We start from the raw sequence: 24,515 nt of genomic DNA, 5'->3' as shown, positions 1-24,515 counted from the left end.
ACCCGCCGGGTGGAACTCGAGATCGGCGGCGAACGCCAGCGCGTCGAGATCGAGCTGCCCGTCGACCATCCCGCGGCGCAGAAGAGCCGGGTAGCGTTCCGCCCGGGCCGCTGGAAGCTGTTTCCGGCGGCTTGATATTAGACCGAGCACTACTCCAGCCAGTTCCCGATCTTCAGGTTGCGGATTCGCATGAACTCGCCCGTATTGGCCGTTACCAAAGTGATGCCCATAGCGCAGGCGTGCGCAGCAATAAAAAGGTCGTTATGGCCAATGGGTTGGCCGGCGGCCTCCAGCTCTGCACGAAGGGCGACATACTCTGCATCCGCCGGCACATCGAGCGGCAAGACCGGAATCTCAGCCAGCAATTGCTCGACTTTTTTGAGCAGCTTGGTTGATCCCTTCCTGGCACAGCCATATCGCAATTCCGAGGCCACCACGATACTTGTGCAAATGGCGTGGTCTCCCTCGCGCTCCACTGCATTGGCGGCTTTGTCAGCCGGATTTCGGATCATGTCACTGATGATGTTGGTGTCCAGCATGAACCGCATCAAAAAATGTCCTCGGATTCGACTGGCGCATCATTGATTTCGGGAAGATTGTCCTCGGGGCCGAGCGGCGGCTCGTTTGCCCATTGGGCGAGCAACGCGCCGAGCCCAGCTTTGCGGATCGGCTCAATGACAAGGCGGTCGCCTTCACGGCTGATCAGGACCTTCTCGCCGGGGAGCTCGAACTCGACAGGAATGCGCACCGCCTGGCTGCGGTTATTGCGAAACAGCTTCGCCTCCTTCGACGGCCGTGTTGTTGAATGGCGGTGTTGGGGCATGGTTGCCTCCTTTGTATATGCATATTGGGCGGAACAAAATTCTAATGACAGCGTTCATGACGACATTTTTTCTTACGGTGGCACCGCGAAACTATTGCACGTGCCTCGTCGGGCAAGTGGCGCAGGACTATGGTCAGGTGATTAAGCACTACACGGAGTCTTATTTCATGAAGCGATTTCTCCTCGGCGTCGCCACCGTCGCCGGCCTGTTCCTCGCATCTTCCCAAGCCTGGTCTGCCGACAAGCTGCTCAACGCCTCCTATGACGTCGGCCGCGAACTGTTCGTCCAGGTCAACAAGGCATTCATCGAGAAGCACCCGGGCGTGAGCATCGACCAGTCGCATGCCGGCACCTCGGCTCAGGCACGCGCCATCGCCGAAGGGCTCGGCGCTGATGTCGTCACCTTCAACCAGGTCACCGACATCGACTTCCTGGTCAAGAAGGGCCTCGTCTCGGCCGACTGGCAGAAGGATTTTCCCGACAACGCCTCGCCCTTCTATTCGCTGCCGTCCTTCCTGGTGCGGGCGGGCAACCCCAAGCACATCAAGGATTGGAACGACCTGGTGCGCGACGACGTGCAGGTGATCTTCCCCAACCCGAAAACCTCGGGCAATGCGCGCTACACCTATCTGGCGGCGACCGCCTACGCCAAGGAGGCCTTCAAGGGCGACGACGCCAAGGTGAAGGAATTCATCACCAAGTTGTTCAACAACGTGCCGATCTTCGACACCGGCGGGCGCGCAGCCACCACCACTTTCGTGCAGCGCGAGATCGGTGACGTGCTGATCACGTTCGAATCCGAAACCCGCGGCATCCGCAAGGAGTATGGCGACGACAAATTCGAGCAGGTCACGCCTTCCGTCAGCCTGCTGGCAGAATTCCCGGTGGCGATCGTCGACAAGGTCGCCGACGAACATGGCACGCGTGATCTGGCCAAAAGCTATCTCGATTTCCTCTATACGCCCGAGGGGCAGGACATCGCCGCTGACAATGGCCTGCGCGCCCGCGACACGGCCGTCGCCGCCAAACACAAGGCCGACTTCCCGGACGTGCGCCTGCTGACGGTGGAAAACGTCTTCGGCGGCTGGGACAACGTCCAGAAAGAGCATTTCGCCGCCGGCGGCCTGCTCGACCAGGCCTATGGCAGCCGATAAGGTTTTCGCGGCGCGATAGCACGTTACGGTAAGCAAATCAGGAAAGCCGGCGCTTTGCCGGCTTTCGCCGTTTGCGGCAAAATATGGCAAATACGACGCCAGCCGCGCAAAAGGTTACGAAGAATCAACGCGTTTGCGCCTAACGTGCCGACAAATCGGCTTGTTCGCGAAACGGCAGCGCTCCACAAGCCCCGTCATCATTTGCACACAAACAGCCGCCAGATGCGGATTGTTGGGGCTTCATGGGTTGACTCGGGCATGCTGACTAAAAAAGGCAAATACGGCCTCAAGGCCCTCGTGCATCTGTCCGGCTTGCCGGCTGGCCAATTGGCCTTCGTCAACGACATCGCGGTCGCCAACAACATCCCGAAAAAATTCCTCGATGCCATTCTGGGCGAGCTGCGCAATGCCGGCTTCGTCCAGAGCCGCAAAGGCAAGGAAGGCGGCTATCGCCTCGCCCGCCCGGCCTCGGAGATCAAGATCGGCCATGTCGTGCGTGTGCTGGACGGGCCGCTGGCGCCGATCCCATGCGCCAGCCGCACGCAGTATCAGCGCTGCGAGGATTGCGACGAAGCGACGTGCCAGGTCCGGCACATGATGCTCGAGGTGCGCCAGGCAATCGCCGAGGTGCTGGACAACCGCAGCCTTGCCGCCATGCGCGATGCCGACAATGATGATTTTCCGGTCGAGTTGACGTCCCAGATCTAGATCCTGCGCATGCGCCGCACTTGCCGGCGTAAGTCGCATGCCGGTATGGCGCCGATCAAGGTTCAGAACCGCCGCGTCACGCGCACCGCCTCGGCTACGAGATCGGCGATCGGGTGCGTCGCATCGAGCGTCAGCGCCCGCTCATCCGCCGCCGGCGGCTCGAGAATGGCGAACTGGCTGTCGACCAGGCTTGCCGGCATGAAATGACCCTTGCGGCTGGCGACCCGCAGCCTAGCCATGGCCGGATCGATCTCCAGATAGAGGAAGACGATGTCTCGGCAAATGCCACGCAGGCGCTCGCGGTAGCTTCGCTTCAACGCCGAGCAGGCAGCGACCACGCCCCGCCCCTCACCGGCCGACGCTGCGATGCGCTCGCCGATTGCATCGAGCCAGCCTTCGCGCAGTTGATCGGTAAGCGGCTGACCGCTTGCCATGCGGGCGACGTTCTCGGGGGGATGAAGACGGTCACCCTCGATGAAGACCGCGCCCAGCGCGGTTGCCAGCGCTGCACCGACGACCGATTTGCCGCATCCGGCGACACCCATAACCACAATGGCTGGGGGTACAGAGCCGGGGGCGGCCTCCGCCATCCGCTGAGCCTTTTCGTCCACTGTCAGCGGCTTGCCGGCGCGCGGCCGTAGAGCAGCAGCATGGCGACGATGACGACGCCGTAGATGATCTGCCTACCCGCCTCCGGCATCTGCATGACCGACAGTATGGATTGCAGGAGCGTGATCAGGATGACGCCGGCGACAGTGCCGAGATAGGAGCCGCGCCCGCCAAGGATCGAGGTGCCGCCCAGCACGACGGCCGCGATCGACGGCAGGAGATAGGCGTCGCCCATCGACTGCGCCGCCTTGGAGGCGTAGCCGGCAAGCAGCACCCCGCCGAAGGCGGAGAGCCCGCCGGAGACGGCAAAGGCGATCATCACCACGCGCCTTGTGTCGATGCCGGAGAGGTAGGCGGCACGCTCGCGGTTGCCGATGCCGTAGACGGTGCGGCCAAAGCCGGTGCGGGTCAGAACGAACACCATCGCGGCGCCGATCAGCGCCCAGATGATGACCGCGTTGGGAACTCCCGGAATGGCAAAGCCGGTGGCCAGGTAGCGCATGGCGCCGGTGGCCGAATCCTGGGGCGAGAAGCCGCCGGTGTAGACCACCATCAGCCCTTGCGCGACGGCGTTTGTGGCGAGCGTAATGATCATGGAGGGAATGCGCAGATAGGCGACGCCGATGCCGTTGACGATGCCGATCAGCACCCCGCACAGGATGCCGAATGGAATGGCCAACGCAACGCCGGCCGGGCCATACGCGGCAGCGGCGCAAGCCATCATCGCGCCCGCCGCCACCGACCACGGCACCGACAGATCGATCTGGCCGAGCAGGATGACCAGCATCATGCCGGTGGCGATGACGCCGAGAAACGAGGCCACCTTGAGCTGCTGCAAGAGATATTCAGGCGACAGGAAGCTGCGCGAATAAAGACTGCCCAGCAGGAGCAGGACCACGATGCAGGCAAAGGCCGTCAACACCGCGGGGTCGGCGCGGCGAATGAATTTCGGCATGCGGCCGGCAATGCCGCCCAATGTCGTCTCGCTCACAGGAACCACTCCAGCCGGTTGCGGACTCGAAACAGGGCGAAGGCGCCGAGGCTGACGGCGATCAGCAGGATAACGCCCTGGAACAGCGGCTGCCACAGCGGATCGAAATCGAAGACGAACAACAGATCGCCGATGGTGCGGAAGGCGAGCGCGCCGAAGATCGCGCCAATGGCACTCCCCTTGCCGCCGAACAGCGAGACGCCGCCCAGCACCACGGCGGCAATGGAAAACAGCGTGTAGGAGTTGCCGCTGGCATAGGCCGCTTCGCCCGTATAGGTGAAGAACGTCAGGAACAGGCCGCCGATCGAGGCCAGCAGCCCCGCCAGCGTATAGGCTGCGAACTTGCCGCGCCGGATGGGCACGCCTGACATGTAGGCCGCCATTTCCGACGACCCTGCCGCATAGGCCGCGCGGCCAAGCACCGAACGGCTGAACGGCACCCAGATCACCAACACGACGGCCAGGAGCACAACCATGCTGGCCGGCACCACGTCAAACACACGGCCCGTCAGCGCGTCAGCCAGATCCTCGTTGACCGATCCGCCCGGGAACGGCCGCAGTAGAAGCCCGATGCCATAATAGACCGCGCCGGTGGCGATCGTGGCGACGATCGGCTGCAGCCGCCCGTAGATGACGATGGCGCCGTTGATCGCCCCGCACAGCAGTCCGACGGCCAGTACCGCCAACACGCCAAGCGCCGTCTGCACCGGCGTGCCCACCACCAGCCACGAGGCCAGGCAGTTGGTCAACAGGAAGATCATGCCGACGGAAAGGTCGATGCCCGCGGTGATCACCACCAGCGTCTGCGCCATGGCGACGAAGGCCAGCAGCACGCCCTTGTTGGCCGCCGTCTGCACGACATTGGCGGTGAAGCCGGCCGGATGGTTCGCGGTGTAGATGACGAACATGACGATGAAGATGCCAAGCGCCAGCAGCGTTCCGCGCTGCTCCGCCAACCAGTAGCGCCAATCCTTCACGCCAAAATCCCTTTCACGCGTTCGCTCCCCGGTTCACCGGGCTATCCCCGCCAGGCATGTTGAGCGCGCTTGATATCAGAGCCCGTTCGGTGATTTCGGCGCCCACCAATTCGCGCTTGACCGCCCCGTCATAGAGCACCAGCACACGGTCGCAGCAGCCGATCAGCTCGTCATAGTCGGTCGAATAGAACAGGATTGCCGCCCCCGCGTCCGCCAGCTTGCGCATCAGCTGATACAGCTCCTGCTTGGTGCCGACATCGATGCCGCGCGTCGGATCGTTGAGCAGGATGATGCGCGGCTGGCGCATCAGCCATTTGGCGATGACGACCTTCTGCTGGTTGCCGCCCGACAACGCGCCGACCGGAATGTCGAGGCCGGCCGTCTTGATCGCCAGCAGGCCGACCATGTCGTCGATAAGCCGCTGCTCGGCGGCGCGGTCTATTATGCCGCCTTTCGACAGCCGGTCGAGTGCGGCGAAAGACAGGTTCTCGCGCACCGTCATCGGCAGCATCAGGCCTTCGGTCTTGCGATCCTCGGGAATGAGCGCCATGCCGATGCCGTTCTCGCGTGCGGCGGCGGGGCTGGCGATGCCCACTGGCTTACCGTCGACCAGGATCTGGCCGGAAAGGCCACGCAGGACGCCGAAGAAAGCGAGCAGCAATTCGCGTTGGCCCTGCCCGTCGAGGCCGCCGAGGCCGACCACCTCGCCTGCCCTGACCGACAGCGAGATGTTGTGCAGGCGATCCGTCCAGGAGAGCTTGCGGGCTTCGAGCACCGGCGCGGTGGTGGCCGGCGCGAATGTCGGCTTGGGCGGGAAGATATGGCTGTATTCGCGCCCGATCATCAGTTCGACGACTTCACTGTCGCTCTTCGAGCCGGCGGGATAGCTGGCGACATTGCGGCCGTTGCGGAACACCGTGCACTGGTCCGCCAATTCGGCGATCTCGTTCATGCGGTGCGAGATGTAGAGCAGCGCCAGCCCTTCCGAACGCAGCCGCTTCAGCACGGCGAAGATCTTCGACACATCCGCCGCCGTCAGTGCCGAGGTCGCCTCGTCGAGGATCAGGATGCGTGGCTTCCTGGCCAATGCCTTGGCGATCTCGACCATCTGCCGGCGTGACAGCGGCAGGTCCTTGACCAGCGCCAGCGGATGAATGTCGGATGCTCCCGCACGCGCCAGCGCGTCCTCGGCGATGCGCCGCTGCGCCTTGCGGTCGATCATGCCGAAGCGTTTCGGCGGATCGGATATGACGATGTTGTCGGCGACGCTGAGTTCGGGAATCAGCGACAACTCCTGGAAGATGCAAACTATGCCGGCCTTGTTCGCGGCGCCCGGCGAGGCGAAGGTCGCCTCTCGCCCGTCCAGCACCATGCGGCCCTCGTCGGGCGCAACGACGCCCGCCATGATCTTGATCAGCGTCGACTTGCCGGCGCCGAAACGATATCCACTGGAAACTACTGATTTTCCTTGGTCTGACCCATGATTTCCTGGGCGCTGAAGTTGATGCCGCAGGTTGGGAAGGAGTTGCCGACGAAGAAATTGTCCGACTCTTTCGGGAAGTAATCCGTGCCTTCCTTCATGTTCGGATCTTCGGCGATCGCCAGCGGCAGCTTCACCTCTTGCGGCACCACTTCGCCTTCGAGCGCTGCAATCGCGGTCTTGATGGCGACGGCGACCTGGGCCGGGCCCGAGCCCGCGGAAGAGCACTTCAACCCGTCGGCCGAATGCGCCGCGCAGAACTTGCGGAAGCCGTTTTCGGTTTCACCGCCAAAGGGCACGAACGGATGCTTGGCATCGATCATCGCCTGCACGATGCCGGTGTCGCCGCCCTGGCCGGTGATGCCGTCGAATGGCCCGTTGGTGGCGATCGCGTCGGCGGTGACCTTCTGTGCCACGCCGTCGTCCCACTTGCCGGCGACTTCGGTGACGTCCCATTTCTTGCCGGAAGCGTCGAGCACCTCGTGGATGCCGTTGTGGCGATCGGTATCGACGGAGGTGCCGGCAACGCCGCGCACTTCGAGAATCTTGCCGCCATTCGGCACCTTCGCGACCAGCCATTTGGCCCACAATTCGCCGAGGCCCTTCTGGTCCACATTGACGTTGATGGCATCCTTGGTGTCGAGGATGTTGTCGAAGGCGACCAGCACGATGCCAGCCTGCTTGGCGCGCTTGATGACCGGGCCGAAAGCAGTCGGGTTCTGCGCGTCGGTGACGATCGCGTCATAGCCGGAATCGATGAAGTTGTTGATCGCCGAGATCTGCGCCGGCACGTCCTCGCCGGTCGAGACGACCTTGAATTCCTTGATCTTGGCTTTGACGTCCGGCTGGGCGGCATAGGCCTTTGCGGTCTGCACCATCTGGATGCGCCAGGTGTTGGCGATATAGCCATTGGCGAAGGCGATGCGGTATGGGCCTTCCTTTTTGGGATATTTGAAGAATTTCGTGTCCGCGCTCCAAGGCGCGAAGCAGGCGGCTTGGGCGGCCGGGCCCGGCACGATCTCGGGGCCGGCGGCCATGGCGGCCGAGTTGAGCATGACGAATGCGCTGGCGGCAACGATGCCACCTACCAGTGACTTGATCATCGATAATCCTCCCATTTTGTAATTCTGACGTCGTTTCGCGATGTGAATTTCGCACGGTCGGCTCCGGCTCCTCTTGCCTTGCCGTACCTGCCTTTCCGATGGCCAATGGTCTATGCGATGCCTCCTCCCCCGTCGTTCCCAGGCTGCTGGGAAAATAGCATATTATACATAATAAACAAGAATTAGTTGTCGCTTATGTATAATAGACAGGCGCCGTACCGTTGCATTTCTCTTTCCTGTCCGACGACGACGGTAGCGCTACCATGAACGGTGTGTAAAGCGCCCTTTCTCTTGATCGCGAAAGCGTGTTTAGCGCGCCGTGCTCTCGCGGCGCATGAGTTCGAAACCGAGATCCACGACGCGCTGCTGCGGAGGCTCGCCTCCTATCGCCGCCAGCGCCATGGCCACTGCCCGCCGTCCGATCTCGTAGCGGGGCGTGCGGATGCTGGTGACGGAGGGAAACGCCACCTGCATCATGTCGAGATCGTTGAAGCCGACGATGCCGATCCTCTTGGGCACACCGATCGAAGCGCGATGACACTCGAACAGCGCGCCTAGCGCGATGTCGTCATTGTTGCAGAATACGCCGTCGAGCGTCGGCATCTTGGCCAGCGCGTCGCGGAAAAGTTCGCGTCCCAGCGTCACACTGGACGGCACCGGCGTGGTGGTGATCAGTCGTGGATCGAATAGGCCGGCTTTCTCCACTGCCATGCGGTATCCGGCCAAGCGCCGCTGCGAGCGCGGATCCATGCGCGCACCGATGAATCCGATGCGGCGGTAACCCGCTTCGAGCAGATGCTCAGTCGCCGCCCTGCCCCCGTCCAGATGCGAGAAGCCGACCATCATATCGACCGGATCCGGGCCGGTTTCCATGACCTGGACCACCGGGCAGCCTGCATTCTCCAGCAGTTTTCGCGAGGCCGGCGTCTGGTCGATGCCGGCCACGATCAGCGCCGCCGGCCTTTGCGGCCCGAACACCTGCAGCAGCCGTTCTTCCTCGAGGCCGGAATAGTGGGTGTTGCCGAGCTGGATGCGGAAGGCGCTATCCGACAGGCTGTCATAGATGCCACGCACCACCTCGGCAAAGACGTTGTTGGTAAGCGACGGCACCAGCACGCCGAACACCTCGGCGCGGGCCGAGGCCAGCGCCCGCGCGTTGGGATCCGGCACATAACCGAGCTCGTCGACGGCGGCCTGGATCTGGCGGCGCAGGTCCTGCGAGACCCGCTCCGGCTCGCGCAAGGCGCGAGACACGGTGATGGCGCCTACGCCCGCCTTGCGCGCGACGTCTGATATGGTCGGGCGGCCGCCGCCTCGGCGCGAGCGCGGCTTGATCAAGGACAGGCTCCATGCGGTGCGTGGCCGCCAAGGCGCTGCCGCAATACGATCGACGTTGCTGTCGCCATTTCACCAGCCTGTGCCGCACCACTCACCTCTGGCGTCGCGCAGCCCCGGCCCGTTGTCAAGCCGAGGCGCTTGTGGGCGAGTGCTTCCGCTTTGCCTCAGGCCATCGCCGTCGCGCCGCGTCTTGCCTTCCAAAGCACCAGCACCATCACCAGGATGTTCAGCAGGTTCCAGGCGATGCCGTTCAGGAATGCGGCGGCGTAGGAGCCGGTCAGGTCGTAGATCCAGCCCGACATCCAGCCGCCGATCGCCATGCCGAAAATGGTCGCCATGATGACGATGCCGACGCGTTGGCCGGCCTCCCTGGCGGGCATGTATTCCCGCACGATGATCGCATAGCAGGGCACGATGCCACCCTGCGACAGGCCGAAGACCAGCGAAACGACATAGAGCGAGGCAAGCCCGTCGAAGGGAATGTAAAAGAACAGTGACAGGCATTGCAGCACCGAGCCGATAAGCAGGGTCTTCACTCCGCCGATGCGGTCGGCAACGAAGCCCGAAGCCACGCGGCTGACCACGCCGGCCGCCATCATGATCGACAGCATGTCGGCGCCATGCGCGACGCCGTAGCCAAGATCCATGCAATAGGCCACGATATGCACCTGCGGCATCGACATCGCCACGCAGCAGCCAAGACCAGCAATGACGAGCAGCACCTGGAGTGCCGTTGGCGACAACGAGATCGGCTGCACCAGCCGGCTGCCCGCGGAACCGGCGGCCGCGATCGGGGCGCCGCGCCGCAGCATCAGCACCAGCGGCACCATGGTCGCCAGGCAGAAGATGCCGATGGCCACATAGGTGAAGCGCCAGCCTTCCGCCTTCATCAGGGGTGGCATGACGGTAGGCCAGATCGTTCCGGCGAGATAGCTGCCGGCCGCGGCCGCCGCCACGGCGACGCCGCGCCGGCGGTTGAACCAGTGCGAGATGTCAGCGATCAGCGGCCCGAAGATCGCCGATGTACCGACCCCGATCAGCAGGCCCTGGGCGAGCGTGAACTGCAGGATCGAGGTCGACAGCGCCGCCAGCAGGAAGCCGGCAACCAGCGCCATCGAGGAAACAATCGCCGGGATCCAGTAGCCGACACGGTCGATGGCGCGCCCGACCAGAACGTTTCCGGCGGCAAAGCCGACCATGGTCGCGGTGTAGGGCAGAGCGGCGTCGGCCCTGTCGACGCCGAACTCGGCCTGCACGGCCGGCAGCACCACGACCACGGCCCACATGCCGACGCCGCCGACTGTTGACAAAAGCGTCGACACCGCCAGCCGTATCCATGCATGCGAGCTGTCGACGACCGCATTGCCGGCTGCTGGTGAGGAGAAGATCGAGGCCAAGCTGTTTCCCATTCCGTCATCGACATTGACCATTGTCGCGGTCATGCGGCCTAGCGGCCGACGGTCCTTCCACCACTATCGGCGCATTCGCGGCGCCGAGCAGCGCCACGTGGGTAATTCCATGGTTCCAGGGTTCGCCGGTTCCGGGCTCACCGGAACGTGCGACGATGAAGGACGTTTTGCAATCGGCTCAACGCGAAGGAGATTGCCATGACCGCGAAACGGAAATGGTCGGCTGAGGTGACCGAGCACAGCAATGCCATGGATCTCGAAGACCATGTCTTCGAATCCCACGACCCGAAGAAGATCGCGGCTTCGCTCAAGCGGTCGGCCGAACACAGCGACCGGCGCAAGGCCGAACCGTTCCAGTCCGCCATGTCGATGCTGAACTTCTACATCAACCGTGCCGGCAAGAACCTGCCGGCGAAGCAGAAGAAGGTGCTCGAGGACGCCAAGGACGAACTGCGCGCGGCGTTCGGACGTGAGAAGGAAGAGTAGGCAGCAAGCCGCGTGACGGGTTCCTGGAACGGCTTATCGTGACCTGATCACGCCGTCTGTGTTGGCGAGCAGCTTGCGCACCGCGGCACGCGCCGCGTCGGGCCGCTGCAGGCGGATGTTCTTCTCGATCGCCTCATGCATCTTCTGTGCGTGCTGCAAATCGTCGAGTTCCCGCGTCGTATAGGTGAAGAGATGGTCGAAGGCGGATTCGATCAGCACCCCGAGCGGCACCAGCAGGTCGTTGCCAGACGCCCGCAGGATCGCGAGATGAAAGCGCGTGTCGGCGCGGGTGCGCTCCTGCAGGCTTGGTGCCTCGCCCATCTCGCGGCAGGCCTGGCTGATTTCGGCCATCTGCTCGTCGGTCCGCCGCATGGCGGCAAAAGCGGATGCCTCCGGCTCGATGATGTGGCGGAATTCCTGCACCGTCTTCAGAAATACCTCGCGGTCCGGCGAGGTCGCGTACCAGGCAAGCACGTCGCGGTCGAGCAGATTCCAACGTTCTTTCGGCTCGACCCAGCTGCCGATCTTCGGGCGCGAGGCGAGCAGGCTTTTGGCCATCAGCATCTTGATCGCCTCGCGTACCGCCGAGCGGCTGACGCTGAAGGTCTCCGACCATTTGGCTTCGTTGGGCAGGATGGTGCCGGGCGGATAGTCGCCGCGCACGATCCTGAGCCCGATTTCGCTGGCCAGCGAGGTGTGCACGCTGGAACCCGGAATGCGCGCCGCATCGGTGCGGCGAACGCCGGCCTGACGCTCGGCCGATGCCGCTTTTGCCGGCGATTTTTCCTTGTTCGGCTTCGCGTCCCGCATAGGCTCCAGAAAGTCCGGATTGAGCAAGCTGTCAAGCACGGCAAGCGGGTTCACCCGCAAAGCCGGCTTCTGTGCACAGCTCAACCCCCGGCGGGGCCTGTTTTCAAGAGATCCTCACGTATTTGCGCCAGCTGTGTTCCGGCCGAAAGCCCAACATGTCGCGCGCCTTGCGATTGGACAGCAGCGTCTCGAATTCGCCGAGCTCACCCTTGACCGGCACTCCGGGATAGAAGCGCTTCAGCAGTTCCGCGGTCGGCAGGTCCGACGACGTGTCGTCATTGGCAGCGTTGAACACCTGGTAGCCGAGCCCATCCTTCTCGATGGCGCGCAGCGTGATCTGGCCGAGGTCGCGCGCATCGACATAGCTCCAGGCGATGCGCTTGCGGAAACCGGGATCGGCGAACCATTTCGGAAACAGGGAGTATTCGTGCGGTTCGATGACGTTGCCGATGCGCAATGCATAGATGTCGGCACCGTCGCGCTGCGCAAAGGCCCGTGCCGTCTTCTCGTTGACCACCTTGGAAAGGGCATAGCTGTCCATCGGATCGACGTCGTATTCTTCGTCGAGCGGGAAATATTTCGGCGTGCGCGGCTCGTTGGCGAAGACCAGCCCGTAGGTGGTCTCACTGGAGGCGATGATCACCTTGCGGATGCCGAGCTTCACCGCCGCCTCGATGACATTGTAGGTACCGAGCGCGTTGATGCGGAACACTTCGTTGTCGGGCGTGATCATGATGCGCGGGATCGCGGCGAAATGCACCACGGCGTCGACGGGCTGGGGGCGCAGCGACGGGTCGAATTCATGCAAGCCCGCATAGCTCGACAGCGCGTTGAACACCTGCCCGCTGTCGGTGATGTCGGTGATCAGCGTGCGCACCTTGGGATTGTCGAGCGGCTTGGTGTCGATGTTGAGCACCTGGCAGCCCTGCTCCACCAGATATTGCACGACGTGGCGCCCAGCCTTGCCGCTGCCGCCGGTGAACATGATCCGCTTCATTATTCTGGTCTCCACGAAAGCTCAGGAATTATGTGTATTGTCAGACAATATTGCTTTCTGCAACCGCTTGCGGCTAAAAGAGCGGCGACATTATCGATAATCGCAACACAGGACAGACAGCATGAACACGACCGCCGCGAGCGAGAAGATCGGCTTCATCGGCCTTGGCCTGATGGGTCATGGCATCGCCAAGAACATCGTCGATAAAGGCTATCACCTGACCTTCCTCGGCCGCAAGAATCGCAAGCCGGCGGAGGATATGGCTAATCGCGGCGCCCACGAAGCCTCGACCTCCCGCGACGTGGCGGCGGCATCGACGATCGTCTTCATCTGCGTCACCGGTTCGCGTGAGGTCGAAGCCATCATTCGAGGCCCCGGCGGCCTCAAGGAAGGATTGAGAAAAGGCTCGGTAGTCGTCGACTGCTCGACCTCCGACCCGGTCTCGACCGCTGCGCTGGCCGCCGAACTCAAGGCGCTCGGCGTCAACTATGTCGATGCACCGCTCAGCCGCACGCCGAAGGAGGCTTGGGAAGGCACGCTCGACGCCATGGTCGGCGCACCCGACGCCGTCTTTGCCAGGGTCAAACCGGTGATCGAAACCTGGGCCGGCCGTATCGTCCATATCGGCGACACCGGCGACGGCCACCGCATGAAATTGCTCAACAATTTCGTCTCGCTGGGCTATGCGGCGATCTATTCCGAGGCATTGGCCTTGGCCGAGAAGGTCGGCATCTCGCCGCAGCGCTTCGACAGCGTCATCCGCAACGGCCGCATGGATTGCGGCTTCTACCAGACCTTCATGCGCTGGACGTTGGAGGGCGACCGCGACGCCCACAAATTCACTATTGCCAACGCCTTCAAGGACTTGACCTACCTCGAATCGATGGCGGGTTCTGCCGGCATTGCCAACCCCCTCGGCAACGCCACCAAGAACGCTTTCGCCGGAGCACACGCCACCGGACCGGCCGAGCAGTACGTGCCGATGCTGGCCACCCATATCGGCAAGGTCAACGGTGTCGATCTGATGCCGATGAAAGATGGAAAGAAACAGACGATTTAAGGGTGAGAAGCGGTCCGCGCACCGGATGAAAGCCAATAGCTTGGCTTTTCGAGCTTCGAACGCCGGGAGCCTGCGAAAGGCCGCAGAAGGCTACGCATCGTCCATAGAAAGGTGATCACCAAGCGCGAGCGTCGATCACCCTCGCCCTCTTCCGATCCCTTCATCGGTATCGGCGAGTAGCTTGTGCACGGCGTTGCGCGCCGCTGAGGGGCGCTGCAAACGAATATTCTTCTCGATCGCCTCGTGCAGCCTCTGGGCCCGCCGTTGGTCGCCGACCTGCTGAGTCGTGAAGACGAAGAGATGGTCAAGCGCCGACTCGATGAGCACGCCGAGCGGCACCAGCAGGTCGTTGCCGGAGGCCCGCAGGATGGCGAGATGAAAGCGCGTGTCGGCCCGGATGCGCTCCTGAAGGCTTGCCGCCTCGCCCATCTCGCGGCAGGCCTGGCTGATCTCGGCCATCTGCTCGTCGGTCCGCCGCACCGCGGCAAAGGCGCTCGCTTCCGGCTCGATGATATGGCGGAACTCCTGTACCGTCCGCAGGAACACCTCACGGTCCGGCGCGGTCGCGTACCAGGCGAGCACGTCGCGGTCGAGCAGGTTCCAGCGCTCCTTCGGTTCGACCCAGCTGCCGATCTTGGGGCGCGAAGCGAGCAGGCTTTTGGCCATCAGCATCTTGATCGCCTCGCGCACCGCCGAGCGGCTGACGTTGAACGTTTGCGACCATTGGGCTTCGTTGGGCAGGATGGTGCCTGGCGGATAGTCGCCGCGCACGATCCTGAGCCCGATCTCGCTGGCCAGCGAGGCGTGCACGCTGGCACCGGGAAAGTGCGCCGCATCGGGCCGGCGCATGGCGGCCGGACGGCGGCCGGCCTGTGCCTTGGTCCGAATGGCTCGCTTGTTTGACTTTTCGTCCGGCATCCACGTTCCAATGCGTCGGCCGTACCTGTTCCGGTCAGGAACTGTCGGTCCGCCGATGCCATTGCCGAAAAATTCGAACCTCGGGCGCGCCAAAGCCGGAGCCGCTGCCCCTGAAATGCGTGTCCCTGTTCGTCAGCAGAGGTGGCGGGGCGCCCGTTGACGGGCGCCCCGATCGAGACGCCTACTTCTGGATGCAGGTGTCGACCGTATCCTTGGTGCATTCGTCGAGGCCGGTGAACACCGGATCGTCGACCTTCTTGCCTTCGACCAGGTCGATCATCACGGACGGCGCCTTGTAGCCCATCTCGAACGGCCGCTGGCCGACCAGCGCGGTGACAAGGCCATCCCGCGCGATCGCCACCTCGTCGCCGATCGTGTCGGCGGCGCCGATGACGAAGTCGTTGCTGGCCAGCTTGTCCTTCAGCGGTCCAACCAGATCGCGATAGGGCTGCGGCGCGCCGAACAGCGGCCAGCCGCCCATGATGCCGAACGCATCGAGCTTGGGGTTGGCGGCAAGGATGTCGGTCATCGCCTGCACGCCCTTGGCGCCGTCGTCATTGGTGAACACCGGACAGCCCGCCACTTCCGTCCAGCCGCCTTCGCCGGCAAGGGCTGCAAGTCCTTCCTTGCCCGACAGCGCATCACGCATGCCTTGCGCGCGGCGAAGGATGTTGTCGGCCGCCGGATTGCCCTCGATGGTGCAGATCGTGCCGCCCTTCGGCTTGGCCTTCTTTATGTATTCGCCGATCTTCTTGCCCATCAGATAGTTGTCGGTGCCGAGATAAGTCTTGCGAAGTGCTGCGTCTTCCTTGGCAAGATCGGCATCGACGGTCATGATCGGGATCGACGGGTTGGCGCTTTTGATCGTTTGCGCGATCAGCGGCGCGTTGGACGGCGAAATCGCCATCGCCACCGTGTCCGGCTTGCTCAGCATATCCTGCACGATCTGCGCCTCGCCGGCCTCGTCGGAAGTCGACGCCGGACCGGTGTAGAAGCACTCATATTCCGAGCTGGCGTTTTCCTTGTTCCATTTCTCGCAGCCCTGGTGGATCGCCTCGAAGAACGGATTGTCGAGACCTTTCACCACGATGACGAGCTGCTTCTTGGCCAAAGCCGGCCCGGCGCCCAACGCCATGGCGGCGACGGCGGCGAGCAAAACTGTTTTCCTCATGTCAGTCCTCCCTTGGAAACAGACGGACACGGCGTGCCCGCCACACAGATCGGCCGAATGCGAGATGACAGAAGCAAGCGCTCGTGCCGTCAGGCCAGGCCGATAAGTATTTTCAGATGCGACCAGCCCGGCAACGATGCCGGCACGGTCGATAATCCTCTACCGGTTGCGCCGCCAAACAACGTCGTCAAAGCCGGCATATCTTCCTCCGACGCTCAACTAATAACGGCTTGCCGCCAACGTCAATTGCTATTTGTCCTACAAAACGGATTTTTCCCGAAAGGCGGGATCTCATTCGTCCGACAATTGCCCAAATCTTATTCGTCAGACAATTGACGTCCATGCAGGCATTTGCGTAAATGACCGCGTCGCTGCTTCCGGGAGGAGCTGGGGTAGCGAACCGAAGCCGTCGCCCCTTCCGGGACAGACGGCCAGACATGGGAGGCAAAAGGCTGGTGGCGGTTCTCGAACTCACCAACATCTCGAAGCATTTCGGCGCCATCCAGGCGGTGAACGACGTGTCGCTGTCGATCGAGCCCGGCCAGGTCGTCGGCCTGATGGGTGACAACGGCGCCGGCAAGTCGACGCTGGTCAAGATGATCGCCGGCAATTTCCGCCCGAGCCACGGCACCATGCAGATGGACGGCAAGGATCTGATCCTGCACAAGCCGGTCGAGGCCCGCCAGCACGGCATCGAGATCGTCCACCAGGATCTGGCGCTGTGCAATAATTTGACGGCGGCGGCCAATGTCTATCTCGGCCGCGAACTGCGCCGCGGCGTCGGGCCCTTCCGTATCCTCGACTATGCCGCCATGTACAAGCGCGCCGGCCAGATATTCGCCGAGCTCAAATCCGAGACGCGCCCGCGCGACCTCGTCAAGCAGATGTCCGGCGGTCAGCGCCAGGCGGTGGCGATCGCCCGCACCATGCTGTCACAGGCCAAGATCGTGCTGATGGACGAGCCGACAGCGGCGATTTCGGTCCGCCAGGTGGCGGAGGTCCTCAACCTGATTCGCCATTTGCGCGACCAGGGCATCGCCGTGGTGCTGATCAGCCACCGCATGCCCGACGTTTTCGACGTCGCCGACCGCGTCATCGTCATGCGGCGCGGCAGGAAAGTCGCCGACAAGGCGATCGCCTCGAGTTCGCCCGAGGAAGTGACAGGGCTGATCACCGGCGCCATCGAGCAGGTGGTGTGAGAGCGGCAAAACCGGATTTCATTGCGCTGGCGCGTTTCGCTGCCGGCAGGAAAGGTCGATAATGGCAGTCACCCTTGATCAGACGATCGCGCAGAAACAGCACAGTTTTCTGTCGCGGCTGCTCTCCAGCCAGACGTTCTGGGTGGTGATCGCCGTCATCCTCGCCTGTATCTTCCTGTCCTTTGCCACCGATGCCTTCGCCACCCCGAAGAACCTCTTCAACATCACCCGCAACGTCACCTTCGTCGCCATTGTCGCGCTGGGCATGACCTTCGTCATCATCACCGGCGGCATCGACCTCTCGGTCGGTTCGGTGCTGTGCCTCTGCTCGATGGTGCTGGCCGTTACCATGCATGCAGGGTTTTCGATCGAAGTCGGCATCCTGGCCTCGATCGCCACCGCACTCGTCATCGGCGGCTTCAACGGCATTCTGATCGCCTATCTCGGTTTTCCGCCCTTCGTGGTGACGCTCGGCATGCTGTCGATCGCCCGCAGCCTCGCCATGGTCGCCTCCAACAACACCGTCGTCTTCCAGTTCGGGCCCGATCACGACAAGCTGCTGGCGCTGGGCGGCGGCGCCTGGCTGTTTGGGATCGCCAATCCGGTGCTCTACATGATCCTTTTGGCGCTGATCACCGGCTTCGTCCTGCGCTGGACCAAGTTCGGCCGGCACATCTTCGCCATTGGCGGTAACGAGCATGCTGCGACGTTGACCGGCGTTCCGGTGCGCCAGATCAAGGTCGCCGTCTACATGATCTCGGCGTTGTCGGCGGGAATAGCCGGCATCATCCAGACCGGCTGGCTGGGCGCCGTCACCACCAATCTCGGCAACGGCATGGAGCTGCAGGTCATCGCCGCCACCGTCATCGGCGGCGCCAATCTCGCCGGCGGCGTCGGCACCGCCTTTGGCGCCATCGTGGGTGCCGCCCTCATCGAGGTGATCCGCAACAGCCTCGGCCTGCTCGGTATTAACGCCTTCTGGCAGGGCACCTTCATCGGCGGCGCCATCCTGCTGGCGGTGCTGTTCGACCGCGTCCGCAACTTCAGGCGAAGCGACTAAAAGCCTGTCTTCGCCGAAGCGGCGTTCATTTCGGTCCTATCGCTCAGTCTGAAAATCGGCTGAAGCGGCCTGCCGCGAATACCGGGCGTGCGGCTATGCCTTGACGGACACGGAAAACCGGCCGCACAATCCCCAAGCAGGCGAAGGGAGGCCAGTCGCCTGCGGGAGGATATACCCATGACGGAAGCGATCAGGCTCTACTGGGGCCGGTTCGGACATGTTTCTGTCCTGAATGTCGCGAGCGACTTCGTCACCCATGCCCATGTCGAGGCACATCTCATCATCTGGCTGGAAGGCACCGCCGGCGAGATGACCATCGGCCGTGAGACGGTCCTGCTTGGACCTGGCACGGCTGCCGGCATCAACTCGCTGCAGCCGCATAGCCATGTGCTGTCGCACGACGGCACCCCAGGCCTGTTCCTCGCCTTTTACATCGACCCGGACTGGGCACGGCGGCGCCGTGACCTGCCCTCGTCCGCGCCGCTTTTCGCGCAGGCGGCAATCACGCTCGAACCCTGGCTGCACCAGGCTGCTGCCGGCCTGCTCGATCATCTGACCGACAATGAGAGCATCGACGATGTCGCCAATTACGAGATCGAGCGCTTCATCGACTCGGTGCTCGATGCCGCCGACGCTTCAGCTCCGCAGGAGCCGCGTGGCCGCGTGAACACCATGCAGGATTTCCGCGTCCGCAAGGCGATCCAGCTGATGAAAGCCAATGTCTGCGAGCGTATCTCCTTCGATGACGTGGCGCGCAGCGTCGGCCTGTCGCGGCCGCATTTCTTCGCCCTGTTCAAGGAACAGACCAGTTTGACGCCCAACGTCTACTGGAACACGCTGCGCATGGAGGAAGCGGTGCGCCAGCTCCAGTGGTCGCATGAGCCGCTGATATCGGTCGCCTGCAATCTCGGCTTCACCACCCAGGGCAATTTCTCGCGTTTCTTCCGCGACCATGTCGGCGTGCCGCCGACGCTCTATCGCGAAGCGGCGCGAGCAGTGTCCTGACGGGCCGGAAAGCGGCTATTTTCAGACTGATTGATACGTGCCCAAGACGCATTGATAAGCACCGCGACCACGATCGGCCTACCGTCCCAAGCAGAACGTTTGCAAGGGAAAGAGCATATGGCTGATGTCACCATCTCCACCGTCATCGACGCGCCGGTCGAAAAGGTCTGGGCGCGCATCCGCGACTTCAACGGACTGCCGAATTGGCATCCGCGCATGGTCGAAAGCCATATCGAGGACGGCAAGGACGCCACCACGATCGGCTGCGTGCGCAACTTCCAGCTGGCCAGCGGCGCGCGGCTGCGCGAAAAGCTGCTCGATTTCTCCGATGAGAATTTCCTCGTCAGCTATTCGATCCTGGAAACGCCGCAACCGCTCACCAACCACAGGGCTACGCTGCAATTGCGGCGCGTCACCGACGGCGACCGCACCTATGCCGAATGGACCGCCAGCTTCGACGCAGCACCCGAAGAAGCCGACAAGCTGGCCGAGGGCATGGGCGCCAATGTCTTCCAGGGCGGCTTCAACGCCCTGAAGAGCCATTTCGCCGGCCAGGGTTGAGGAGCGGGCCATGGCGCTGGCATTGCAGAGTTTTGCAACGGTGAAAGACGCCAGCGCGGCGCTGAAAGCCGCCGGCACGCGCTATCTCGGCGGTGGCACGCTCGTCTTGCGCGCCGCCAATGAGGGCGACGTTTCGGTCTCCGGCCTTGTCAGGTCGACCGACCCGGCCTTGTCGGTCATCACGGTCTCCGGCGGCACGATCCGCATCGGCGCTTCGGTGACCATGGCGGCGATCGCCCGCCATCCCGAGCTCGGCCAGCTTGCCAAGGCCGCGCGTGCCGTTGGCGGTCCGGCGATCCGCAACATGGCGACCGTCGGCGGCAATCTGTTTGCGCCAAGCCCCTATGGCGATTTCGCAGTCGCCCTGCTGGCGCTGGACGCCATGGTGAGCACCAATGACGGCGAAATGCCGATGGAAGCGTTTCTGGCCAAGCGGGGCGGGAGCCGCGCGATCGTCACCTCGGTCAGCTTCACGCGGCCGGCGCAAGGAAGCTTTCGATTCGTGAAGGTCTCGCGGGTAAAGCCCAAGGGCGTCTCGGTGCTCAGTATCGCCGCTATCCTGGAACAAGCCGGCGACGGCACGATATCCTCGGCGCGCATCGCGCTCGGTTGTATGGCCGACCGGCCGATGCGAGCCAAGACAGCCGAAAAAGCGCTGCTCGGCAGGACACTGGACGCGGACGGCATCGCTTCGGCACTGGCCGCCGCGGGCGACGGCACCGCACCAATCACCGACCCGATCGCCAGCGCCTGGTATCGCGCGCAAGTGCTGCCGGTTCATCTCGGTCGGCTGCTGCTCAGCTAGTCACATTCGGGGCGCGCGCTTGCCCTGCGGGGCAGGCGCGCAAGGAGGAAGAATGGCAAAGGTTCCCGTCCAGTTCACGCTCAACGGTTCTGAGAAGGCCGAATTCGTCGAAAGCGGCACCACGCTGCTCAACGCCTTGCGCGACAAGATCGGCGACACTTCGCCGAAGGGCGGCTGCCATCAAGGCACCTGTGGCGCCTGCTCGGTGATCGTCGACGGTGAGCTCCGGCTGTCCTGTCTGACGCTCGCCGAAACCTGCAACGGCGCTGCCATCACCACCACATCGGGTCTTGCCGAAGGCGGCGTCCTGCATCCGCTGCAGCGCGCCTTTCTCGACGCCTTCGCCACCCAATGCGGCTTCTGCACGCCGGGCATGCTCATGGCGGCCAAGGTGTTGCTCGACCACACGCCCGATCCCAGCCGCGACGATGTCGTCGAAGCGCTGTCGGGCAACATATGCCGCTGTACAGGCTACGAGCCTATCATCCAGGCGGTGCTCACCGCCGCTCGCGCCAACTCGCAGAACGCGGCCTGAGGGAAGCAAGATGGAACTGCGCAAAAGCTATTTTTCGGACGTCCGCAAGGATGACCTCAACGAGATCGGCCAGCCGAGGCCCCGCTCGGATTCGCCCGGCCATGTCACCGGCAAAACCGCCTATTTCGCCGACCGCAACTTTCCCGGCATGCTGCATCTGAAGATGGTGCGCAGCCCGCACCATCATGCCCGCATCCGATCGATCGATACGTCCGAAGCGGAAAAACATCCGGGCGTGGTGAAAATTCTCACCGCCACGGACGTCCCGCACAATGTCTACACCATCCTGATCCTGATCCAGATCGGGCCGGAGGACGAGACGGTTCTGGCCGACGGCAAGGTGCGCTGGAAGGGCGAGGCCGTGGTGGCGGTGCTGGCCGAGACCGAGCGCGCCGCCCAGGAAGCGGCGGCCAAGGTCAAGGTCGACTACGAGGTGCTGCCGGCCGTCTTCGACATGGAGGAAGCGCTGAAGCCCGGCGCGCCTCTCGTCAACGAGTATCACGGCCAGAACTACTATCTCTATGACAGCGGCGAGTGCCGCAAGGTGCGCTTCGGCGATGTCGAGGCGGGCTTTGCCGAGGCCGACTACGTCCTCGAACAAAGCTACCAGTCCTCGCCGATAGAGCATGCGCCGACCGAGACCACCGGCTGTATCGTGGCACCGGAGGGCAATGACCGCTTCACCTGCTATACCAACACGCAGGCGATGTTCTTCACCCTCGACAACACGTCGATCATTTTGCAGATGCCGGGCAGCAAGCTGCATTTCGTCGGCGGCACGGTCGGCGGCGGCTTTGGCGGCAAGGTCGATGTCATCGTCGAACCGATCGCGATCCTCGGCGCCAAGCTAACAGGGCGACCGGTCTGTTTTACCTACAGCCGCGAGGAGGAGATGCAGATCTCGTCACCTCGCGCGGCCGAAAAGGTCGTCATCAAGGACGGCGTGATGAAGGACGGCCGCATCGTCGCGCGCAAAGTCACCGGCTACACCGACGCCGGCGCCTACTCCCGCCATTCGCCCTATGGCGCCCAGAAGGGCGCGGGGCACTATCCCGGCCCCTACACCATCCCCAATGTCTGGATCGACACGTACTGCGTCTACACCAACCGCACCCCCTCCTCCGCCATGCGCGGCTTCGGCGTCACCATCGGTGACTTCGCGCTGGAGGTGCAGATGGACAAGCTGGCGCGGCTGATCGGCATGGATCCGCTCGAATTCCGCTTCATCAACGCCTATCGCGACGGCGATATGAAGGCGCATCGCCAGCCGACCGAAGGGGCGGCTCTCATAGAGTGCATGCAGGAGGCCTCGCGCGCGGCCAACTGGCCCGTGGCTGAGAAATACATGGCAATGTCCTCCTACGCGAAGGGAGCTTGAAATGGCGATCAGGCGTGGACGCGGCGTTGCCGCGATCAATTATCCCACGGGCATGAACCTTGGCGGCGATCCCACCCAGGCGCTGGTGCATTCGACCCCAACCGGCAATTTCATGGTGACCCTATCATCGGTCGATCTCGGCCAGGGCATGAAGCAGATCATGGCGCAGATCTGCGCCGAGACAATCGGCGTGCCGACCGACCGCGTCGTCGTCGACACCGCCGATACCGACACCGGCCCGCACTGCATGGGCACTTTCGCCTCGCGCGGCACGCACCGCGCCGGCAACGCCGTCATCCAGGCGGCGAGGGAAGCCCGCCAGGTGATGCTGGAAGTGGCGGCGGAGGAATTGGAGGTGAACGCCTCCGACCTCGAGACCGACGGCCAGGGCAACATCCTGGTGAAAGGGGCGCCGCAGAAATCGATCTCGATCTTCGACGTCGCTCTGTCGGCGCATTTCAAGCGCGGCCGCTCGATCTCGGGACGCGGCATGTTCCTCATCCCGCGCTCCTATCCGGAGAAGGAGACCGGCGCGATGAAGCCATCGACCTGCTACGCGCATGCCTGCACGGTGGCCGAGGTCGAGGTCGATGACGAGACTGGCGAGGTGACGGTGCTGACAGTGAAGAACGTCTTCGAGATCGGCCGTGCGCTGAACCCCAAAATGGTCGAGCAGCAGCTGGTCGGCGGCTCCTGGATGGGCATCAGCCACGCGCTCTACGAAACGACCGAGCCCTATTATCCCAGCCGTGACCACGGCGGCACCGACTTCAATCAGTATCTGATGCCAGGTCCCGGCGATCTGGCCGAAACCGAGGTCATCGTGCTGGAGCGGCCCTCGGCAGATGGTCCTTACGGCGCCAAGGGGCCCGGCGAAATGTGCGCCAATCCACAGATTCCGGCGGTCGCCAATGCCGTTTTCGACGCTGTCGGCGTGCGCATCGACACGCTACCGATCACGCCGGAACGCATTTTGCGTGCGCTCAAGGCGCAAGCGACGACCTGAGGACCGACATGCCCGAGGTAAACGCCGAAACGGTCGCGACTTCGCCAGAAGCGGTCGCCGAGCGCCTCGCTGCCTCGCATTATCTGGCTGATGAAAGCCTGGCGACGGCCATCTTCCTGGCGATCCGGCTGGGCAAGCCGCTGCTGCTCGAAGGCGCTCCGGGCGTCGGCAAGACGGAAGCGGCCAAGGCAATCGCCGGGCTGCTCGGCCGCGATCTGGTGCGGTTGCAATGCTATGAAGGCATAGACGCCGCGCATGCGCTCTATGAGTGGAACTACCAGCGCCAGCTGCTCGCCATCCGCCATGCCGGCGAGCAAGAAGTCGATATCTACGACGACCGCTTTCTGATCGCCCGCCCGCTGCTGCAGGTCCTGAAGGCGCCGGAGCAGCGCATCCTGCTGGTCGACGAGATCGACCGTTCCGACCACGAATTCGAGGCGCTGCTGTTGGAGTTTCTTTCCGACTTCCAGATCAGCATTCCCGAGCGCGGCACCATCCGCGCCACCGCACAGCCGATCGTCATCCTGACCTCCAACCGCACCCGCGAACTCGCCGAAGCGCTCCGGCGGCGTTGCGTCTATCACTGGATTGGCTATCCCGATGCCGAGCGTGAGGCGGCCATCATCATGCTGCGCGCCGGCGATGTCGCAGAGGCAACGGCACGCGCCGTGGCCACAGCCGTGCAGACCATCCGCGCGCGTCCACTCGCCAAACCGCCCGGCATCGCCGAGGCGGTCGAATGGGCCAATGCCGCGACCATTCTCGAAAAAGGCGGCAGTCCATGGCCGGAAGCCTTCCGCCGCGCCATCGGCGTGCTGATCAAGGACGAGGAGGATCTGTCCTACATCGCGCCCGAGCTCGGCCGGATCGTCGACGAGGTGCTGGCGTGAGCCGCGACGTCATTCAGCAACGCGGGCGGGACAGCGCCCCCC

26 protein-coding genes and 1 pseudogene are annotated in these 24,515 nt (G+C 63.5%); 14 read left to right on the top strand and 13 right to left on the bottom strand.

Annotation, left to right across the window (positions count from 1 at the left end; all coding sequences use genetic code 11):
* A partial coding sequence (locus LB547_RS28870) for a TOBE-like domain-containing protein (protein WP_347439598.1) occupies window positions 1-135 on the top strand: 135 nt, incomplete at its 5' end.
* Window positions 136-149: 14 nt separating this feature from the next.
* Here the strand turns inward: LB547_RS28870 and LB547_RS28865 are convergent.
* A complete protein-coding gene (locus tag LB547_RS28865; protein ID WP_140567534.1) occupies window positions 150-548 on the bottom strand; it encodes a type II toxin-antitoxin system VapC family toxin in 399 nt (132 codons plus the stop codon).
* Window positions 548-823, bottom strand: a complete 276-nt coding sequence (locus LB547_RS28860; RefSeq protein WP_140567536.1) for an antitoxin — start codon at window positions 821-823, stop codon at window positions 548-550. The genes LB547_RS28865 and LB547_RS28860 overlap by 1 nt, the downstream gene beginning before the upstream one ends.
* Before the next feature lie 167 nt (window positions 824-990).
* Here LB547_RS28860 and LB547_RS28855 point away from each other — a divergent pair, with 167 nt between their 5' ends.
* Both LB547_RS28855 and LB547_RS28850 read left to right on the top strand, forming a co-directional pair.
* The gene (locus tag LB547_RS28855) at window positions 991-1,977 is read left to right on the top strand and encodes a sulfate ABC transporter substrate-binding protein (RefSeq protein WP_140567538.1); all 987 of its coding nucleotides are present in this window, start codon (window positions 991-993) and stop codon (window positions 1,975-1,977) included.
* Window positions 1,978-2,235: 258 nt separating this feature from the next.
* The gene (locus LB547_RS28850) at window positions 2,236-2,685 is read left to right on the top strand and encodes an RrF2 family transcriptional regulator (protein WP_013530871.1); all 450 of its coding nucleotides are present in this window, start codon (window positions 2,236-2,238) and stop codon (window positions 2,683-2,685) included.
* 62 nt (window positions 2,686-2,747) lie between these two features.
* Here the strand turns inward: LB547_RS28850 and LB547_RS28845 are convergent, their stop codons facing one another.
* The 7 genes and pseudogenes from LB547_RS28845 to LB547_RS28815 form a co-directional block, all read right to left on the bottom strand.
* Window positions 2,748-3,275, bottom strand: coding sequence for a gluconokinase (locus LB547_RS28845; RefSeq protein WP_181167663.1), 528 nt, complete (start codon window positions 3,273-3,275; stop codon window positions 2,748-2,750).
* Between the two features lie 23 nt (window positions 3,276-3,298).
* Window positions 3,299-4,285, bottom strand: coding sequence for an ABC transporter permease (locus LB547_RS28840; protein ID WP_140553852.1), 987 nt, complete (start codon window positions 4,283-4,285; stop codon window positions 3,299-3,301).
* The gene (locus tag LB547_RS28835; protein WP_140499841.1) at window positions 4,282-5,262 is read right to left on the bottom strand and encodes an ABC transporter permease; all 981 of its coding nucleotides are present in this window, start codon (window positions 5,260-5,262) and stop codon (window positions 4,282-4,284) included. The genes LB547_RS28840 and LB547_RS28835 overlap by 4 nt, the downstream gene beginning before the upstream one ends.
* Before the next feature lie 13 nt (window positions 5,263-5,275).
* Window positions 5,276-6,697 (bottom strand): annotated as a pseudogene (locus LB547_RS28830) (sugar ABC transporter ATP-binding protein); the annotation flags it as partial.
* Between the two features lie 20 nt (window positions 6,698-6,717).
* On the bottom strand, window positions 6,718-7,845 hold the full coding sequence (locus LB547_RS28825; RefSeq protein ID WP_140759882.1) for a sugar ABC transporter substrate-binding protein: 1,128 nt from the start codon (window positions 7,843-7,845) through the stop codon (window positions 6,718-6,720).
* A gap of 309 nt (window positions 7,846-8,154) precedes the next feature.
* Window positions 8,155-9,183 carry a LacI family DNA-binding transcriptional regulator gene (locus LB547_RS28820; RefSeq protein ID WP_140499846.1) on the bottom strand — a complete coding sequence of 343 codons (1,029 nt, stop codon included), beginning with the start codon at window positions 9,181-9,183 and terminating at the stop codon, window positions 8,155-8,157.
* A 164-nt stretch (window positions 9,184-9,347) separates the two neighbouring features.
* Window positions 9,348-10,592 (bottom strand): MFS transporter, encoded by a 1,245-nt coding sequence (locus tag LB547_RS28815; RefSeq protein ID WP_140759940.1) that lies wholly within the window; start codon window positions 10,590-10,592, stop codon window positions 9,348-9,350.
* Between the two features lie 198 nt (window positions 10,593-10,790).
* Here LB547_RS28815 and LB547_RS28810 point away from each other — a divergent pair, with 198 nt between their 5' ends.
* Window positions 10,791-11,078, top strand: coding sequence for a DUF3175 domain-containing protein (locus LB547_RS28810; RefSeq protein WP_140499848.1), 288 nt, complete (start codon window positions 10,791-10,793; stop codon window positions 11,076-11,078).
* A gap of 33 nt (window positions 11,079-11,111) precedes the next feature.
* Here the strand turns inward: LB547_RS28810 and LB547_RS28805 are convergent, their stop codons facing one another.
* The gene (locus LB547_RS28805; protein ID WP_140500153.1) at window positions 11,112-11,888 is read right to left on the bottom strand and encodes a FadR/GntR family transcriptional regulator; all 777 of its coding nucleotides are present in this window, start codon (window positions 11,886-11,888) and stop codon (window positions 11,112-11,114) included.
* 103 nt (window positions 11,889-11,991) lie between these two features.
* Window positions 11,992-12,888: an NAD-dependent epimerase/dehydratase family protein gene (locus tag LB547_RS28800; RefSeq protein ID WP_140500155.1), complete on the bottom strand. Its 897-nt coding sequence runs from the start codon at window positions 12,886-12,888 to the stop codon at window positions 11,992-11,994.
* 118 nt (window positions 12,889-13,006) lie between these two features.
* Between LB547_RS28800 and LB547_RS28795 the strand changes: the two genes are divergently transcribed.
* On the top strand, window positions 13,007-13,945 hold the full coding sequence (locus tag LB547_RS28795; RefSeq protein WP_140557958.1) for an NAD(P)-dependent oxidoreductase: 939 nt from the start codon (window positions 13,007-13,009) through the stop codon (window positions 13,943-13,945).
* 135 nt (window positions 13,946-14,080) lie between these two features.
* Here LB547_RS28795 and LB547_RS28790 read toward each other — a convergent pair whose 3' ends face one another.
* Together LB547_RS28790 and LB547_RS28785 are read right to left on the bottom strand one after the other, a co-directional pair.
* Window positions 14,081-14,863, bottom strand: coding sequence for a FadR/GntR family transcriptional regulator (locus LB547_RS28790; protein ID WP_140515839.1), 783 nt, complete (start codon window positions 14,861-14,863; stop codon window positions 14,081-14,083).
* Window positions 14,864-15,044: 181 nt separating this feature from the next.
* Window positions 15,045-16,034, bottom strand: coding sequence for a sugar-binding protein (locus LB547_RS28785; RefSeq protein ID WP_140499854.1), 990 nt, complete (start codon window positions 16,032-16,034; stop codon window positions 15,045-15,047).
* 455 nt (window positions 16,035-16,489) lie between these two features.
* On the opposite strand from LB547_RS28785, the gene LB547_RS28780 reads away from it, so the two are divergent.
* The 9 genes from LB547_RS28780 (at window position 16,490) to LB547_RS28745 (ending at window position 24,473) form a co-directional block, all read left to right on the top strand.
* Window positions 16,490-17,233, top strand: a complete 744-nt coding sequence (locus tag LB547_RS28780; RefSeq protein ID WP_140500157.1) for an ATP-binding cassette domain-containing protein — start codon at window positions 16,490-16,492, stop codon at window positions 17,231-17,233.
* 61 nt (window positions 17,234-17,294) lie between these two features.
* The gene (locus LB547_RS28775) at window positions 17,295-18,293 is read left to right on the top strand and encodes an ABC transporter permease (RefSeq protein ID WP_140759879.1); all 999 of its coding nucleotides are present in this window, start codon (window positions 17,295-17,297) and stop codon (window positions 18,291-18,293) included.
* A 177-nt stretch (window positions 18,294-18,470) separates the two neighbouring features.
* A complete protein-coding gene (locus tag LB547_RS28770) occupies window positions 18,471-19,298 on the top strand; it encodes a helix-turn-helix domain-containing protein (RefSeq protein ID WP_140630792.1) in 828 nt (275 codons plus the stop codon).
* Window positions 19,299-19,415: 117 nt separating this feature from the next.
* The gene (locus LB547_RS28765) at window positions 19,416-19,859 is read left to right on the top strand and encodes an SRPBCC family protein (protein ID WP_140515847.1); all 444 of its coding nucleotides are present in this window, start codon (window positions 19,416-19,418) and stop codon (window positions 19,857-19,859) included.
* A 10-nt stretch (window positions 19,860-19,869) separates the two neighbouring features.
* On the top strand, window positions 19,870-20,664 hold the full coding sequence (locus LB547_RS28760) for an FAD binding domain-containing protein (RefSeq protein ID WP_140499860.1): 795 nt from the start codon (window positions 19,870-19,872) through the stop codon (window positions 20,662-20,664).
* A gap of 52 nt (window positions 20,665-20,716) precedes the next feature.
* Window positions 20,717-21,199 carry a (2Fe-2S)-binding protein gene (locus tag LB547_RS28755; RefSeq protein WP_140499861.1) on the top strand — a complete coding sequence of 161 codons (483 nt, stop codon included), beginning with the start codon at window positions 20,717-20,719 and terminating at the stop codon, window positions 21,197-21,199.
* Window positions 21,200-21,209: 10 nt separating this feature from the next.
* Window positions 21,210-22,577 (top strand): xanthine dehydrogenase family protein molybdopterin-binding subunit, encoded by a 1,368-nt coding sequence (locus LB547_RS32440; protein WP_140759876.1) that lies wholly within the window; start codon window positions 21,210-21,212, stop codon window positions 22,575-22,577.
* 1 nt (window position 22,578) lies between these two features.
* Window positions 22,579-23,583, top strand: a complete 1,005-nt coding sequence (locus LB547_RS32435) for a xanthine dehydrogenase family protein molybdopterin-binding subunit (protein WP_140567550.1) — start codon at window positions 22,579-22,581, stop codon at window positions 23,581-23,583.
* Window positions 23,584-23,591: 8 nt separating this feature from the next.
* Window positions 23,592-24,473, top strand: a complete 882-nt coding sequence (locus LB547_RS28745) for an AAA family ATPase (protein WP_140515853.1) — start codon at window positions 23,592-23,594, stop codon at window positions 24,471-24,473.
* Window positions 24,474-24,515 lie beyond the last annotated feature (42 nt).

The sequence above is a fragment of the Mesorhizobium sp. B264B1B genome (assembly GCF_020165765.1).
Classification (GTDB): Bacteria; Pseudomonadota; Alphaproteobacteria; order Rhizobiales; family Rhizobiaceae; genus Mesorhizobium.
This window is presented reverse-complemented; position numbering and strand designations above follow the sequence as displayed.